The sequence below is a fragment of the Oceanisphaera litoralis genome (genome assembly GCF_016907015.1).
GTDB lineage: Bacteria > Pseudomonadota > Gammaproteobacteria > Enterobacterales > Aeromonadaceae > Oceanimonas > Oceanimonas litoralis.
The window spans coordinates 84,938-100,711 of the sequence record NZ_JAFBBE010000007.1 but is presented as its reverse complement, the minus strand read 5'-3'; the positions used below and the strand labels follow the sequence as shown (position 1 = coordinate 100,711).

The 15,774-nt window shown below is 60.7% G+C and carries 12 protein-coding genes; 4 read left to right on the top strand and 8 right to left on the bottom strand.

Going from position 1 to position 15,774, the window contains the following annotated elements; translation table 11 throughout:
• The first annotated feature begins 41 nt into the window (after positions 1–41).
• Entirely contained in the window at positions 42–845 is an 804-nt protein-coding gene (locus tag HNR62_RS06125) for an undecaprenyl-diphosphate phosphatase (RefSeq protein ID WP_204795210.1), read from the top strand.
• On the opposite strand, the gene HNR62_RS06120 is transcribed toward HNR62_RS06125, so the two are convergent.
• Entirely contained in the window at positions 842–2,068 is a 1,227-nt protein-coding gene (locus tag HNR62_RS06120) for a multifunctional CCA addition/repair protein (protein ID WP_204795209.1), read from the bottom strand. The two genes, HNR62_RS06125 and HNR62_RS06120, sit on opposite strands and share 4 nt — an antisense overlap.
• A gap of 156 nt (positions 2,069–2,224) precedes the next feature.
• On the bottom strand, positions 2,225–5,392 hold the full coding sequence (gene putA / locus HNR62_RS06115) for a bifunctional proline dehydrogenase/L-glutamate gamma-semialdehyde dehydrogenase PutA (protein WP_204795208.1): 3,168 nt from the start codon (positions 5,390–5,392) through the stop codon (positions 2,225–2,227).
• Between the two features lie 224 nt (positions 5,393–5,616).
• On the opposite strand from putA, the gene HNR62_RS06110 reads away from it, so the two are divergent.
• Positions 5,617–6,579: a hypothetical protein gene (locus HNR62_RS06110; RefSeq protein WP_204795207.1), complete on the top strand. Its 963-nt coding sequence runs from the start codon at positions 5,617–5,619 to the stop codon at positions 6,577–6,579.
• 103 nt (positions 6,580–6,682) lie between these two features.
• Here HNR62_RS06110 and HNR62_RS06105 read toward each other — a convergent pair whose 3' ends face one another.
• From HNR62_RS06105 to HNR62_RS06095, 3 genes are all read right to left on the bottom strand, one after another.
• The gene (locus HNR62_RS06105; RefSeq protein WP_204795206.1) at positions 6,683–7,300 is read right to left on the bottom strand and encodes a TIGR04211 family SH3 domain-containing protein; all 618 of its coding nucleotides are present in this window, start codon (positions 7,298–7,300) and stop codon (positions 6,683–6,685) included.
• A gap of 123 nt (positions 7,301–7,423) precedes the next feature.
• Positions 7,424–8,689, bottom strand: a complete 1,266-nt coding sequence (locus tag HNR62_RS06100; protein ID WP_204795205.1) for an inorganic phosphate transporter — start codon at positions 8,687–8,689, stop codon at positions 7,424–7,426.
• Positions 8,690–8,711: 22 nt separating this feature from the next.
• Positions 8,712–9,392: a TIGR00153 family protein gene (locus HNR62_RS06095; protein WP_204795204.1), complete on the bottom strand. Its 681-nt coding sequence runs from the start codon at positions 9,390–9,392 to the stop codon at positions 8,712–8,714.
• A 168-nt stretch (positions 9,393–9,560) separates the two neighbouring features.
• Between HNR62_RS06095 and HNR62_RS06090 the strand changes: the two genes are divergently transcribed.
• Positions 9,561–11,069 carry a CYTH and CHAD domain-containing protein gene (locus tag HNR62_RS06090; RefSeq protein ID WP_204795203.1) on the top strand — a complete coding sequence of 503 codons (1,509 nt, stop codon included), beginning with the start codon at positions 9,561–9,563 and terminating at the stop codon, positions 11,067–11,069.
• A 127-nt stretch (positions 11,070–11,196) separates the two neighbouring features.
• Here HNR62_RS06090 and HNR62_RS06085 read toward each other — a convergent pair whose 3' ends face one another.
• Genes HNR62_RS06085 through HNR62_RS06075 form a run of 3 tightly spaced genes read right to left on the bottom strand, consistent with a single transcriptional unit; the run spans position 11,197 to position 12,576 of the window.
• Positions 11,197–11,526 carry a hypothetical protein gene (locus HNR62_RS06085; protein ID WP_204795202.1) on the bottom strand — a complete coding sequence of 110 codons (330 nt, stop codon included), beginning with the start codon at positions 11,524–11,526 and terminating at the stop codon, positions 11,197–11,199.
• Positions 11,523–12,152 carry a hypothetical protein gene (locus HNR62_RS06080; protein WP_204795201.1) on the bottom strand — a complete coding sequence of 210 codons (630 nt, stop codon included), beginning with the start codon at positions 12,150–12,152 and terminating at the stop codon, positions 11,523–11,525. The genes HNR62_RS06085 and HNR62_RS06080 overlap by 4 nt, the downstream gene beginning before the upstream one ends.
• A gap of 10 nt (positions 12,153–12,162) precedes the next feature.
• Positions 12,163–12,576 (bottom strand): YjfI family protein, encoded by a 414-nt coding sequence (locus HNR62_RS06075; RefSeq protein ID WP_204795200.1) that lies wholly within the window; start codon positions 12,574–12,576, stop codon positions 12,163–12,165.
• 167 nt (positions 12,577–12,743) lie between these two features.
• Between HNR62_RS06075 and glnE the strand changes: the two genes are divergently transcribed.
• Entirely contained in the window at positions 12,744–15,611 is a 2,868-nt protein-coding gene (glnE, locus tag HNR62_RS06070) for a bifunctional [glutamate--ammonia ligase]-adenylyl-L-tyrosine phosphorylase/[glutamate--ammonia-ligase] adenylyltransferase (protein ID WP_204795199.1), read from the top strand.
• Positions 15,612–15,774 lie beyond the last annotated feature (163 nt).

The window sequence follows — 15,774 nt, the reverse complement described above, 5'->3', positions numbered from 1 at the left end:
ACGGCTAGCCTGCGGGCATAACCGATTAAAGGAATAGATACATGGAAGTGCACGTCATACTGCTCGCCCTCATTCAGGGGGTTACCGAATTTCTTCCCATCTCCAGCTCGGCGCACCTGATCCTGCCCTCGGTGTTGCTGGGCTGGCGCGACCAGGGCCTGGCCTTCGACGTGGCGGTGCATCTGGGCAGCCTGCTGGCGGTGTTGTATTACTTCCGCAAGGAAGTGGTCACCCTGACCCAGGCCTGGTCCGGCTCCTTGTGCGGCAAAGGACACAATGCCGAATCGCGGCTGGCCTGGAGCATAGTGCTGGCCACCATACCGGCCTGCGTGGTGGGGGCGCTGTTTGGCGGCATTATCGCCGACTATCTGCGTTCCGGCTGGGTGATTGCGTCTGCCACCGTGGTGTTTGGTTTGTTGCTGTGGGTCGCGGACAAGGCGGCAAAGCTGCACAAAGACGAATACCAGACCAGCTGGCGTGGCGCCCTGCTGTTGGGGTGTGCTCAGGCGCTGGCCCTGATCCCCGGCACTTCGCGTAGCGGCATTACCCTGACCGCGGGTCTGATGCTGGGCATGACCCGGGCCGCCGCCGCTCGATTCTCCTTTCTAATGTCGATCCCCATTATCTTTCTGGCCGGCAGCCATCAGGCGACCGGTTTAATCGGCTCCAGTCTGGCTATTCCCTGGTCGGCCATAGGCCTGGGCGTGGCGGTGTCTTTTGTCAGCGCCCTGACCTGCATTCATCTTTTTCTGGCGCTGCTCAACCGCCTTGGTGTCATGCCCTTCGTCTTGTATCGACTGGGGCTGGGTGCTGTGCTGTTCTGGATCATGGCCGGGCAACTTTAAGCCAACCACAGCCTGAGTTGCTGCAGGCGGGCGTCGGCTATGGCCTCGCCGATGGCCGGGCCTTTCAGGCCCCGGGCCACAAAAGGCGCGGCGGTAATGGTTCTCAGCTCGCACAGCCATTGCCACAGCTGTTCCCGCTGCGGGTAAGGACGTTGCTCGAAGCCGGTTCTGCCCTGCAAGTCCGCCTGGGCACACAAGAGTAACTGGGCGAAACGCTCGGGTTTGCGCCAGGCATCGGTATGCTGAAACAGCTCCAGCACCGCTTCGGCCTGTTCCGGCGCCGGATTGACCAGCCGATGCAGGTAGATATGCCAGCGGCTCATGAGCATGGCCAGCTCCCTGTGTTCTGTGGGTACCTTGAATCGTGCGCACAGCGCCGCTATCGGCACCATCCCCAGTTCACCGTGATCGTGGTGGCTGGGCCACCTGTCCGATGGGGTCAGCGCCTTGCCGAAGTCATGGCAGAGGGCGGCAAAGCGGCAGGGGAGTCCGGCGCCCAGCTCGGCGGCACGTTTGAGCACCATCATGGTATGCAGGCCGGTATCGATTTCCGGGTGCCACTGTTTCGGACCGGGCACACCGAACAGGGCATCCACTTCCGGAAACAGCACCTTGAGTGCCCCGCACTGGCGCAACACCTCGAAATACACCTGGGGGTGGTCGCTGGCCAGCGCCTTCTCCGTCTCTTTCCAGACCCGCTCTGGCGTCAGGGTGCCAAGCTCACCGCCGGCGGCCATCTGTTGCATCAGGGCCCGGGTGTCGTCGGCCACGGTAAACCCCTGGGCATGAAAGCGGGCGGCAAAGCGGGCTACCCGCAGTACCCGCAGCGGATCTTCACCGAAGGCGTCGGAGACATGGCGCAGTACTCTGGCTTCGATATCGGCCTGGCCGCCATAGGGGTCATGCAGCCTACCCTGCTGATCCCGGGCGATGGCATTGATGGTGAGATCCCGGCGCATCAGGTCTTCTTCCAGCGTCACCTCGGGGCCGAACTCGCAGATGAAGCCGGTGTAGCCCTGGCCCGATTTCCGTTCGGTACGGGCCAGCGCATATTCTTCCCTGCTTTTCGGGTGCAGAAAAACCGGAAAATCCTTGCCGACCTGGTTATAACCGAGCTCGACCAGTTGCTCGGGGGTGGCGCCCACCACCATGTAGTCTCGTTCCCTGACCTTCAGGCCCAGCAGTTCATCTCGTACTGCCCCCCCTACCAGATAGACTTCCACGCCCGCTTCTCCCCAAAGCCAAAACGGCCATTATAGCGGCTGAATATGAAAAAGGCGCTGCAGCGCCTTTGAGAATCATTTTCATCATGCTGTTTTCAGCCCTCGCTGGGCAGCCGGTTGCGAATAAGTGCAGCGAATTTCAACATGCGGGAGGCCTCAGCCTTCGCCCAGTGACAACAGGGTGGCGTTGCCGCCGATGGCGGTGGTGTTGTTGGTGATGGTCTTTTCGGTGATGAAGCGGGTCAGGTAGTGGGGGCCACCGGCCTTGGGGCCGGTGCCGGACAGGCCCTGGCCACCGAAGGGTTGCACCCCCACCATGGCGCCGATCTGATCCCGGTTGATATAGGCGTTACCCGCATCGATGCATTGGGCCACATAGTCGGCAAAGGACTCGTTACGGCTGTGAATGCCCAGGGTCAGGCCGTAACCGGTGTTATTGATATCATTGATCACCCGGTCGATGTCTTTGGCCTTGAAGCGCACCACATGCAGTATGGGACCGAACTGTTCTTTTTCCAGCTCGCCGATGGCGCTTATCTCCAGCGCCGTGGGCCGAATATAGAAGCCCTGGTCGCAGCCCTTGCCGAGCGGGGTCTGGGCGAGGAGTTTCCTGCCGGCGGCCTGCATCTTGCTCAGGTGAGCGTCCAGACCGGCCCGGGCGTCCTGATCGATCACCGGACCCACGTCGGTCGACCAGAGTGCCGGATCGGCCACGCTCAGCTCCTTCATGGCCCCTTTCAGTATCTCCAGCACCCGCTCGGCAATGTCGTCCTGCAGATAGAGTACCCGCAGGGCGGAACAGCGCTGGCCGGCACTCTGGAAGGCGGCGCGCACCACGTCCCGTACCACCTGCTCGGGCAGGGCGGTGGAGTCGACGACCATGGCATTCTGACCACCGGTTTCGGCGATCAGGGGGATGATGGCGCCTTTCCGCTTGGCCAGGGTCTGGTTGATCAGCTGGGCGGTGTCGGTGGATCCGGTAAAACAGACGCCGGCGATGCGCGGATCGGCGGTCAGCGTCGCCCCCACTGTGGCACCGTCGCCGGGCAGCAGCTGCAGCACATCGGCGGGAATGCCGGCCTGGTGGGCCAGGGTCGTGGCCAGATGAGCGATCAGACTGGTCTGCTCGGCGGGCTTGGCCAGCACCGTATTGCCGGTGGCCAGGGCGGCGGCTATCTGACCGAGGAAGATCGCCAGCGGAAAGTTCCAGGGGCTGATGCAGACGAAGGGGCCCCGGCCCTGGGCGAACAGCAGGTTCAGCTCGCCGGTGTAGCCGGGCAGCTTCTTTGGCTCCATCAGGCAGCGGGCCTCAACGGCATAGTAGCGGCAGAAATCCACCGCTTCACGCACCTCGTCGATACCGTCCTGCAACAGCTTGCCCGCCTCCCGGGTACAGAGGGAAATAAATTCGTCCCGGTGTTCCTCCAGCAGATCCGCCAGCTTTTCCAGGGCCTGGGCACGGGCCTCTACCGGGGTGTTGCGCCAGCCCTTGAAGGCGGCCTGCGCCTTGCCGACGGCCAGCTCGACCGTGGCCTTGTCGGCAAAATAGACCTGGCCAACCTGCCGGCTGTGATCCTGCGGGCTCAGTACTGCGTTGCCGGTCCCCGTCGTGAGCGTCTTGCCACCGATGATGGGACCGGCCTGCCAGGCCTTGCTCGCCAGTTGATCCAGCGCGGTGAAGAAAGGGGCGCGCATGTCCTCGATATTCATGTTCAGCCCCCGGGAGTTCTTCCGGTCGGGGAAGATGGCCGGCGGCAGCGGTATCTTGTCGTTGGCCAGGCTGCGGTATTCCGCCAGGCTGGTCAGCGGGTGGGTGATCAGGGTGTCGATGGGGGTATTGGGATCCACCAGCTTGTGCACGAAGGAGGTATTGGCGCCGTTTTCCAGCAGGCGACGCACCAGGTAGGGCAGCAGATCCTTGTGCGCACCGACCGGCGCATAGATGCGGCAATTCAGTCCCGGGTGTTCGGCCAGCACGGCGTTATACAATTCCTCGCCCATGCCGTGCAGCCGCTGAAATTCGACGTTTCGCTCCCCGGCCATGGACATCACCGACACCACCGTATGGGCATTGTGGGTGGCAAACTGGGGATAGATGGCGCCATCGGTGGCGTCACTCAGCAGATAGCGGGCACAGGCCAGGTAGGACACATCGGTGCCGGCCTTGCGGGTATAGACGGGGTAACCGTCGATGCCGGCCTGCTGGCAGAGCTTGATTTCGCTGTCCCAGTAGGCGCCTTTCACCAGACGCACCGGGATTTCATCTCCCTGACTGCGCGACAGGGCGGTCAGCCAGCACAGTACCGGCAGGGCGCGTTTGGAATAGGCCTGGATCACCAGCCCCAGGCCGCCCCAGCCCTGGTTGATATCCGAACGATAAAGGGATTCGAAAAGATCCAGTGACAGCTCCAGCCGATCCATTTCTTCCGCATCTATGGTGATGAATACATCCAGTTGGCGGGCCTGTTCCAGCAGGCCGAGTACGGCGTCATACAGCTCGGTCAGTACCCGCTCCCGGTTGGCTTCTTCATAGCGGGGATGCAGGGCCGACAGTTTGATGGAAATGGAAGGGCGGGGCACCTTGGGGTTGTTCAGCTTTTCGGCGCCGACGGTAGTGATGGCGTTGGCGTAATCGGCTCGGTATTTCTCGGCATCATCGGCGGTCATCGCCGCCTCGCCCAGCATGTCGTAGGAGTGGGTATAGCCCAGATCACGGGACTTGCGGCTGGCCTTGAGCGCCTCCTTGATATCCCGCCCCAGCACGAACTGCTTGCCCATTATCTTCATGGCCGCATACATGGCGGAACGTACCATGGGCTCGCCCATGCGGTTGATCATGCGGTTGAGCACATTGGCCGGGTTACCGTCCAGCTTCTTGTCCATGCGCACTATCTTGCCGGTCAGCATCAGGCCCCAGGTGGAAGCGTTGACCAGAGTGGAGTCGCTCTGGCGAAAATGTCTGGCCCAGTCGGCGCCGGACAGCTTGTCTTTAATCAACTCATCGGCGGTATGACTGTCGGGAATGCGCAGCAGGGCTTCGGCCAGGCACATCAGGATGATGCCTTCCTGGGTATCCAGGCTGTATTGCTGCAAAAAGGCGTCTATGCCGTCACCGCCGTCGCTTTCTTCCCGCACTCGGGTGACCAGCCGGCGGGATTGCTGATTGATCTGCGCCAGGGTCTGACCGCTGGCGGGCACCTGCTCCAGCAGGGCGGCCAGATAGGTGTTCTCGTCGACAATGTAGTTCCGGGTGATATCCTGGCGCAGGGACGGCAGATCCCTGGGGGCATAGCCGGGGGCAAAGACGGTGGCGGCAGTAAACATGGCGATGGTTCCTGAAGTTGCTTGGGACTATGCCAGCCCAGCCGGGCGGGCCATGGACGGATTGTTGATGTATAGGGTGTTACGGTCGGTGTTCGTATACGAAAGCCGTGCTGTAAATCACTATCAATATAGTCGAACCGGTGGCTGGGTGGCGGCGACAGCTTGCCAGCGGATCCTGCCCCTCTATAATGCAACTTCATTCCTGTCAGTGGTAACCAAACAAAGTGCACTATCAACGTCTTCCCAAGGGCCCGTTTGCCCTGTCCGTGGTTTATATGATCACCGGCGCCTCCATTGCCGCTTCCATGGTGTTTTCTCTCCTGTTGTTCCTGTCGCTGGAACAGGGCCTGCTGATGAAGCTGATGTTTGGCGGCCTGGCACTGGTGTTCGAGGTGGGCAAGTTTTATATCTGGTATGAAATGGGCGAACGAGCCAACCGCGGTGATTCGATGGGCACCCTGAAGGCGCTCTGTTTCTATGGGGTATTGGCGGGTCTTTCCATCGCCGGCAGTGTTGGCGGTATCAACGCCGCCACCAATACCCTGATGAAGGGGGATGAGGCCAAGGCGGCCGAGGTGCAGAGCTATAACGACAAGATAGTGGCCCTGGATCGGGAAATCGAGATTAACGAGCAGGCGGCCCAGGCCTATATCGACATGAAACGGATTGCGAATGGCATGACCAACATGCTGGCACGCAATCAGGAGTTACGGGCCCGACAGGATGAACTGCGCCGGGAGCGGGATCGGGTCGCCATTACCAGCCAGAGCTCGCTGATGGGGCTGATGACCAGCCTGGCAGATGGTCTGGGCTGGCCGCTGGCGCGAGTGCAGTTTGGTATTGTCGCCGCCCTGTCTGTTTTGCTGGATTTCTTCGCCGCCTTCTTTATCTCTTTACTGGGAGAAGAAACCCGCTTCCGGCGCAGCCAGAGAAAACAGGAGCAGCAAGTACAAGCAGAAACCCCTCCGGCTGAGCCTGCATTGCCGGCCCGTCCGGATTATTACCATGAACTGGTAGCCCGATTACAGGCGGGTGAGCTGCGCTGTGCCAAGGGCGCCGTGTCGCGCATGCTGGAGAAGCCGATGGAAGAAGTGGAAGATATCTTTCACTGGTTGCAGCAAGACGGCATCGTCCACCGCAAGCCCAATCGGCACTTCGCCCTGAGCCAGCAAACAACACAGCCGTAAGCTTTAAGCCGTAAGTAAAACAAGAAAAAAGCCATAAGCCGCACCCACAAACAACTCGGGCAGCTTATGGCTTGCAGCAGACAGCTTACAGCCTTGTCTGGCCTCAGTTCATCCAGCGGCCCTGATTACGCCTGCGGCGCAGGGGAATCATGGGCAGCAAGATCCCGAACAGAACACCGGCACCGGCCACCAGGCCACCATTCAGCAGCCAGTCCAGCCGCATCTTGTGTTCCTTGTCATCCATCAGGCTGGTCAGGCGCTGGTTTTCACTTTCCAGCCTGGCATGCTGCTGGCGCAGTTCGTTGAGCTGTTCGTGCACCTGGCTCAGTTCCTGCTCCTGCTGCTGTAGCCGGGAGGTTTTATCCTGCATATCCAGCTCATGGCGTTCGTCGACGGAGGCGAGCAGTTGTTTGGTGCTGGTCAGCTCCTCTTCCAGCAACGGCAGCCGGGAGCGAAAGCTTTCCTCTGTCTGTACAAAGTCGCCATTGACCCAACCGGTACGGCCATCGGCGTCACGAATCTGCACGTATTTGGTCTCGGCATCGCTGTTCAGTTGCTCGACCGGCTCGCCCGCATTGACGGTGCCGATGATACGGAACTGGTTGCTGGGGCCGCTGTGCAGATAGGTGTACACGTTATCGGAAATGTAGCGATTGGCGGCCTCGGCTACGCCGAGCCATGGCAGGTAGCACAGCAATGCCACAAGAAGTTTTGATTTCACCTGGGATTCCTTCATTTTCAACAATCCATTCTTCAGAAGTCACTCTCAACATTGAAGTCATGGTAATGGGTGCCGAGGGGGAGGACAAGAACAAGGGGGCCTATGCCCCCCTGAAGTCAGTGCTTAATTGAAGAACCACTGAATAAGATAGAAGAACACAATCGCCAGTATGGCACCGGCGGGCAGGGTGACTATCCAGGACACGGCGATATTACGCAGCACACTCAGGTTGAGGGCGGCAATACCGCGCGCCAGTCCTACCCCGACCACGCCCCCCACCAGGGTCTGGGTGGTGGAAATAGGCAGGCCGGTGCCGGAGGCGATCACCACGGTCGCAGCGGTGGCCAGCTGGGCGGCAAAACCACGACTGGGAGTCAGGTGGGTAATGCCGGTACCGACCGTGGCCATCACCTTGTGACCGAGCGAAGCCAGGCCGATGACGATACCAATGCCGCCCAGCGGCAGTATCCACCAGGCGATGGTCGCCTTACTGGCGATCTGGCCGGCGCTTTCCACCGTGCTGACCACTGCGGCCAGCGGACCTATGGCATTGGCCACGTCGTTGGAGCCGTGGGCAAAGGCCATGGCACAGGCGGTGATCACCATCAGGATGCCGAACACCTTCTCCACGTTGGAGTAATGCATGTCCTTGTCATCGCTGGGGTTGTACTGCTGACGCTTGATATAGACGGCGCTCAGTGCGGCCAGTGCCAGGGAAGCCAGTACCGACAGGCCCCAGCCCTGTACATCGGTCATTTCCAGACCCACATGCTTGAGTCCCTTCTTCATGGTCACCAGGCTGACGACCATGGCGGTAAAGAAGATATACAGGGGCACATAGCGTTTGGCGGCTTCAAGCGGCTTGTCGGCATTGAAGATCAGCCGTTGCACGCTGATGAAGGTGAAGTAGGCCAGTACGCCGGACAGGGCGGGAGTCACAATCCAGGAGCCGATGATACCGAGCACCATGGTCCACTGGACGGCGTCCGAACCCAGGGAGACCAGGGCGAAACCGATAATGGCGCCGACGATGGAGTGGGTGGTGGACACCGGCCAGCCGAAGCAGGAGGCCAGCAGCAGCCAGCTGCCGGCCGCCAGCAGCGAGGCAATCATGCCGAACACCAGCAGATCGGGATGCCCGTCGAAGGCGCTGACATCTATGATGCCCTTGCGGATGGTGGAGGTGACCTCGCCGCCGGCCAGATAGGCGCCGGCAAATTCGAAGATCATGGCGATGATGATCGCCTGTTTGATGGTCAGTGAGCGGGTGCCTACCGAGGTGCCCATGGCGTTGGCCACATCGTTGGCACCGATACCCCAGGCCATGAAAAGACCGAATACGGCGGCGATAATAATCAGCGTGGTGCCGTAGTTAGCGATGATATCCATTGTTATACCTTTGTTATTTCACTCAGGAACGGGACAGCATCAGTTCCAGACGGGAGCCCACCCGTTCGGCCTGATCTGCCAGGTCGCCGACCCATTCGAGTATCTTGTACAGGAACATGACATCGATGGGGTTATAGCCATCTTCGATGGCCTGCAGCTGTTTGCGTAGCTTGGCTTGCATCACATCGGTATCATCTTCGATCAGGTCGAGCTGGTGTATCATCTCGGACACCAGATCCAGCTCCCGACCCTTGAAACCGGTTTCCAGCAACTCGTCGAGCTCGTCAATGGCCTTGGCCGCCTGCGCGGTCGCATCGATGCACCGGCCGAGGTAGTCCATAAAGGCGGGTTTGAGTTGCGGTGGAATACTCATCTGACGACCGACCATGCGGCCGGCGATGTCTTTCGCCTTGTTGGCGATCTTGTCCTGCTGGGTGAGCAGTTCCAGCATGTCGGTACGCTCGACCGGCATGAAGAGGCCGCGAGGGAGCTTGAGGCGAATTTCTCGTTTCAGCGTGTCGGCTTCCCGTTCGAGCTGGGAAATGCGTCGTTGAACGATCTCGGCTTGTGCCCAGTCCTGCTCCCACATGGCGTCGAAGAAGGGAACCAATTGTTGTGCAGCTTCGTGGACTTTCATCACATGCTTCTGCAAGGGCTTGATCGGGGACTTGGCAAAGAGTCCTAAAATAGTATTTACTGGCATGGCCAACCCTGTTTCGGTGAAAAAACACTCGATACATTAAAGTGGCGCGAATGGTAACTTAACTATAAAGGCAAGAAAACAGCATTTTCATAAAACTGTCATGTTAATGTGGTAGCTGCTTTCCCTTTCCACTATCAAATCAAAAGGTTGGGACTTCCGGACACCCTTATGGATACAGAAATCGAACTCAAGTTTCTTGTCTCACCCGATGTGGCCAATCGGCTACCCACACTGTTGCAAGCTTACCAAGTTCTCAAACAGGACCAGCAACACCTGGCCAACACCTATTTCGATACCGCCGATCTGGCGCTGCGCAAGATGGATGCCGGTCTGCGCATTCGCAGTCAGAACGGGGAGATGGAGCAAACCGTCAAGCTGGCGGGTAGTCAGGTGGGTGGCCTGCATCAAAGGCCGGAATATAATGTGCCCCTGACGGTGCACACCCCGGATTTATCGCTGTTTCCCACCCGGATCTGGCCCAAGGGTGTGAACCCGGCGCAGATACAGCAGTCACTGCAGCCCCTGTTCAGCACCGATTTTCTGCGTCGGCGCTGGTTGCTGGTGATCGACGGCACCGAAATAGAGCTGGCACTGGACGAAGGGGAGGTACAGGCGGGAGAACGACGAGAACCGATTCACGAGTTGGAGCTGGAACTGGTCAAGGGCGACGCCTCCCAGCTGTTCGAGTTGGCCGACGCCCTGGTGAAAGAGGGAGGCTTGCGGCTGGGGGCGGTATCCAAGGCCAAGCGAGGCTACCAACTGGCGGGGCTCAGCCCCAGCCCCCGACTGCGAATGCTTGAACCCCTGGCCTTGCAACCGCAGGATGCCTGTGAGCAGACCATGGTCGCCTTGCTGCACCAGGGGTTACGCCACTGGCAGCATCATGAAGAAGGCTGGCTGGTCGAACCGGATCTGGAATGGCTGGTTCAGCTGAGAGAGGGGGTTTCTCTGGTACACCAGACCCTGCTGTTGTTCGGCGAGTTGGTATCGCACCGGGTCAACAGCGGCTGGATCGATGATCTGCTGTGGTTGCAGCAGCAGTTGTCCTGGCTGGATCGGGCGCAGATGCTGGCCCACCTGACCGGTGACAGAGGCCACTATCTGCGTCGACTGGACTGCCAGAAAACCCTGGTCGGCAAATTGATGGCGCAGCAGGCGCAGTTGCCCGACGAAGCCCGGCTGCGGGCCTTGTTTTACAGCCCCCGTTATGGACGTCTGCTGCTGGGACTGACTCACTGGTTGTACCGGCAGGACTGGCGAGCCGGATTGGCACCGGCGCAGACGGTCCAGTTGGCGGCCCCGGTGGCCAGCCTGGCCCGGAAACGGCTGGATGACAGCTGGCACACTCTGCGTCACAGTGCGCTGGGCAAGGCGGAGTTGAATGGTGCACAATACATACAGCAAAAGGGCAAGCTCAGACGCAATCTCATGGTCGGGCTCTGTTTCAGCGAGCTGTATCCGGAAGGGGAGCGGATGGCGTTTCGGATGCCCTGGCTCGACATACTGCGCGGCATCGAGGATCTGGACATGCTGTCGCCGCTGCTGGATCTGAGTGAGGATCTGGACGAGCAGGACGGCGCCGAGCTGGATGAGTGGCTGGCGCGTAAACAGCGTTTTCTGCTGGAGGCGCTGGAACAGTCCCGTGCCCAGGCGCTGTTGCTGCAACCCTACTGGTAATAAATTAACGTAGCAAACTGGCTATCAGCGCTAAGCTGTCAGCGATCAGCTAAAGATAAAAACACCGAGCCCAAGGGATCGGTGTTTTTCTTTCGGCTTAACGCTTCCGGCTGAAAGCTTTTTTAACTCACTTATCAAGCGATTGGCTGTAGCTCAGCAATTCGTCCATCACCCTGTGTTTGATTTCCAGCTGTTGTTCCGGCTGCAGGCCGTAGCGCTCGGCCAGATGAACATAATCTTCCGGGCTGAGTGACACCGTCAGTCGGGGACGCTTGGGTTTGTCGGCGGTAGGCAGGGTCAGAATATGGCGGATCTGATCCGAGGGACTCAGGCCGTTATCCAGCGCCTCTCTCCGGATCTGGTACTGCAGGGCCTCATCCATATCGAAGGCAACCTGCACCGCCTTGGCGGCGCGGACCGAGCTTTGCCATTTATCCGGCAGCTTGCGTTGCTTCATGAACGGCCCCTCAGTTGTTGCTCTAACCGTGCCAGCACCTGATCGGCACTGCGCACGGCTGTGGCTGCCGGTGTCGCCTCGGGCTCCGAGTCTGCCGCCTGTTGCTGCTCTCGTGCCCGTATGTCGGCCAGTGCCTGTTTGGCGTTGACCAGGGTCACCGCCGGGTGCCGGCGAATGGCGGCCATGGTCTTGCGTACACAGGCGGTGGTCTTGGCCATCGCCAGCTGGCGGCACAGATCGTGATAATGGCGCTCGGCACTCAGCCAGCGGCTCTGGTAGTAGCTGTGCCGTTTAAGCAGGCTGGCGAGCGTCAGCTGGCTGGCATCGAGGCGGTCTTCTTCGCGGGCCAGCTCGGTAGCCAGCCGGCGGGCCTGATCCTGCTCACCGGTAGCCAATGCAGTGAGCACCGCCTGTTCCCGCTCTGCCCGCTGCTGCTGCAACATCGGCAGTTGTCGGCGCAATTGCTCGATATCGAGGCCGAGCTGTTGGCACTGGCGTGCCAGCCCCTGCATATGTTGTTCGGCATGGCGAGCATCGCGCAGCAGCTGCACACAGACCCGATCCGGCTCCAGGCTGTCATTGTCCGGGTTATGCAGGCTACGCAGTACCTGACCCAGGGTGCTCATCGGCCGGCCCTCATAACAGAAACTCCGCCATGTCTTCGATCACTTCCAGGCAGTTGTCGCTCAACACCGCCAGTTCGTGTTCGATATCGGCCAGCGCGGAATGGAGCGACAGGGCGCCGAACACCACATACCAGTCATCGAGCCGGGCAAAGGCCGACAGCGGCATGGGAATGTTCATGTCGAGCATGGCCTCGAGCATGGCCTGGCGCCGGACTGGGTCCACTTGGCCTTCATCCCACAGGTAACTGATACAGAGGATCTGATCGTCGGAAACCGAAATAAACAGCGGCAGTTCTTCCCGCCCTTCGACCGTGACCTTGAGCACCTCGACGTCGCCGGAGATGGGAAAGCATTGAAAGCGAAAGCCGGTGGTCGATTGCTCGTCGAGCCGTTCGAGGTGGTGGCCGATAACTGAGAGATCCATCAAGAGGTCCTGACATAATAAGTCCGATACAGACTAAATCAGCTGTTACCCTCAGTGCAAGCCCGGGCTTCCCTGCACCGGGGCGGACGACAATCCGCATCGACGCACTGTGCAACGACGACAACAATGATAATCTGCCGTCAGACGCCGCCGACAAGGATACGTATATGGTTGATATGCCCTCCCTGCTGAAAACCCAGGCCGACCGGCACTGGTCCCGGTTCGAAGAAGGTGCCGCCGAGGTGGTGGCGCGCTTGAGCGAACCCCGCCGCACTCAGCTGCACACCCTGTTTGCCTGCAGCGATTTCGCCGCCGACAGCCTGTGCCGGCAGCCGGAACTGGCGCTGGAACTGGACGACGAGCAGGATCTGCACAACGCCGAACGCGCCGAGCGTTATCGGCCCGAGTTGGCACAATTGCTGGCCGGGGTGCACGACGAGCCCGGCCTGCAGCGAACCCTGCGCCGCTATCGCCGGCGCGAGCTGCTGCTGATCGCCTGGCGCGAGATGCTGCTGGGTGCCGAGGTGGAAGAAAGCTTCGTGCATATTTCGGCGCTGGCCGATGCCCTGATTGTGGCCGCCTATCGCTGGTGGTATCAACGGCAGTGCGCCGAGCTGGGCACCCCCACCGACGGCGAAGGCAATGCCGTGCCCATGCTGATCCTGGGCATGGGCAAGCTGGGCGGACGCGAGCTGAACTTTTCTTCCGATATCGACCTCATTTTCACCTTTCCCCATAACGGCGTGACCCGGGGCGGGCGCCGCGAGCTGGCCAATCAGCAGTTCTTTATCCGTCTGGGGCAGAAACTGGTCAACGCCCTGCACCAGACCACGGTCGACGGTCAGGTCTACCGGGTCGATATGCGGTTGCGCCCCTTCGGCGAGTCGGGGCCCTTGGCGGTGAGTTTTGCCGCCATGGAGGATTACTACCAGCATCATGGCCGCACCTGGGAGCGTTATGCCATGGTCAAGGCGCGTATCCTCAACGACGAGGGCGACTACAGCGCCGAGCTGCGCGCCATGCTCAAGCCCTTCGTCTTTCGCCGCTATATCGACTTCGGGGTGATCGACTCCCTGCGCCAGATGAAGGCGATGATCGCCGCCGAGGTACGGCGCAAGGGCCTGCAGGACAACATCAAACTGGGGGCCGGTGGCATTCGCGAGGTGGAATTCATCGCCCAGGTCTTTCAGCTGATCCGCGGTGGCCGTGAGCCGGCGTTGCAGGTGCGGCACCTGCCGGATGCCCTGGCGGCCATCCGGGAGTCCGGGGCCCTCACCGCAACCGAGGCGGAGCTGTTGCACCAGAGCTATCGCCTGTTGCGCCGGATCGAGAATTTCCTGCAGGCCTTCGACGATCAGCAGACCCAGACCCTGCCTCAGGATGACCTCAATCGCAGCCGGCTGGCCTGGTTGACGGGGCACGACGACTGGAACAGCTTCCATCAGGCGTTGCACCAGGCCATGGACGGGGTACACCGGCAGTTTGGCGGTCTTATCGGTGACAATTCCGAGGCCGAAGAGGAAGGCGCGGCCCAGATCTGGTTCGATCTGTGGCAGACCGAACTGGACGAGTCGGAACTGCTCTCTGTGCTGCAGGAGCAGGGCATGGACCAGGACAAGGCGACGCGCCTGGCCCGGGCGCTCAACAGCTTCAAGGAGGAGTGTCCGCGTCGGGCCATGGGTCCCCAGGGGCGACAGGCGCTGGACAAACTGATGCCGGTGCTGCTGGACAAGGTCAGTCACTCGGACACGCCCGGCATCCTGTTTGCCCGGCTGCAGCAGCTGTTGCTGCAAATCGTGACCCGTACCGCCTACCTGCAATTGCTGGTGGAAAACGCCGGCGCCCTGACCCAGTTGATCCGCCTGTGCGAGGCCAGCTCGCTGGTGGCCGAACAGCTGGCCCGTTATCCGATACTGCTGGACGAGCTGCTGGTGCCCCAGGTGCTGTACAAGCCCATGCCGCTCGATGCCTACAAGGATGAGTTGCGCCAGTTCCTGCTGCGGGTGCCGGAAGAGGATGTGGAGCAGCAGATGGAAGCCCTGCGTCAGTTCAAGCAGATCCATCTGTTGCGTATCGCCGCCGCCGACATTGCCGATGCTTTGCCGTTGATGAAGGTGAGCGATCACCTGACCTGGCTGGCGGAAGCCATTGTCGAGGAGGTGATCAACCAGGCCTGGGCCCAGATCAGCGCCCGTCACGGGGTGCCCGAAACCTTGGCGGACAGTCCGCGGCGGGGTTTTGGCGTGGTGGCTTACGGCAAGCTGGGCGGTATCGAGCTGGCCTACAGCTCGGATCTGGATCTGGTGTTCGTGCAGGAGGCCGGGCTCAAGGGCCAGACCAACGGCAACAAGCCACTGGACGTGCGTCAGTTCTATCTGCGACTGGCCCAGCGCATCATCCACCTGTTCAGCACCCGCACCCCCAGTGGCGTGCTCTACGAGCTGGACATGCGGCTGCGGCCCAGCGGCAACGCCGGCCTGCTGGTGAGCCCGCTCGACGCCTATCGGCATTATCTGCAGAACGAGGCCTGGATCTGGGAACATCAGGCACTGGTACGCAGCCGCCTGATCGTGGGCGATGCCGTGCTGCACCAGGAGTTCGCCCGGATCCGGCGGGAAACCCTGAGCGCCCCCCGCGATCACCTTGCCCTGGCGGAAGAGGTGGTCAAGATGCGCGAAAAAATGCGTACTCACCTGAACAAGGCCGGCCCCGGCGAATTTCATCTCAAGCAGTCGGCGGGCGGCCTGGTTGATATCGAGTTTCTGACCCAGTACCTGGTGCTGGCCCATGGTCATGAGCACCCCGCCGCCCTGACCCGCTGGTCGGACAATATCCGAATTCTGGAGTCGGCGGTGGAAGTCGGGTTGCTGGAGGAAGAGGAAGCCTGGCGGCTGAAAACCGCCTACTGTGCCATCCGGAACCGAGGCCACCGGCTGAGCCTGTCGGACCAGCCGGGTCTGCTACCGGACACAGAACTCACCCAAGAGCGGGACTGGGTGGTCGCCAGCTGGAATAAATGGCTGAAAACCCCGTGAGGGGTTAGACGTGAGGGGTGAGGGAATCTCGGACTGCGGCGCGGGCGCTGTGTGGCTCCTTCCCCTTTAATCCGGTACCAACAGAATACCAGCGGGGTGTAACGCAAGGGGAGGGCTGGGGAGGGGTTACATCACCAGCTCCGGAGTGAAGCGACACCTCCTC

Coding starts and splice junctions, on each gene's coding strand:
- HNR62_RS06090 (WP_204795203.1), top strand. CDS start 9,561: ATGGATACAGAAATCGAACTCAAGTTTCTTGTCTCACCCGATGTGGCC.
- glnE (WP_204795199.1), top strand. CDS start 12,744: ATGGTTGATATGCCCTCCCTGCTGAAAACCCAGGCCGACCGGCACTGG.
- HNR62_RS06085 (WP_204795202.1), bottom strand. CDS start 11,526: ATGAAGCAACGCAAGCTGCCGGATAAATGGCAAAGCTCGGTCCGCGCC.
- HNR62_RS06095 (WP_204795204.1), bottom strand. CDS start 9,392: ATGCCAGTAAATACTATTTTAGGACTCTTTGCCAAGTCCCCGATCAAG.
- HNR62_RS06075 (WP_204795200.1), bottom strand. CDS start 12,576: ATGGATCTCTCAGTTATCGGCCACCACCTCGAACGGCTCGACGAGCAA.
- HNR62_RS06100 (WP_204795205.1), bottom strand. CDS start 8,689: ATGGATATCATCGCTAACTACGGCACCACGCTGATTATTATCGCCGCC.
- putA (WP_204795208.1), bottom strand. CDS start 5,392: ATGTTTACTGCCGCCACCGTCTTTGCCCCCGGCTATGCCCCCAGGGAT.
- HNR62_RS06125 (WP_204795210.1), top strand. CDS start 42: ATGGAAGTGCACGTCATACTGCTCGCCCTCATTCAGGGGGTTACCGAA.
- HNR62_RS06080 (WP_204795201.1), bottom strand. CDS start 12,152: ATGAGCACCCTGGGTCAGGTACTGCGTAGCCTGCATAACCCGGACAAT.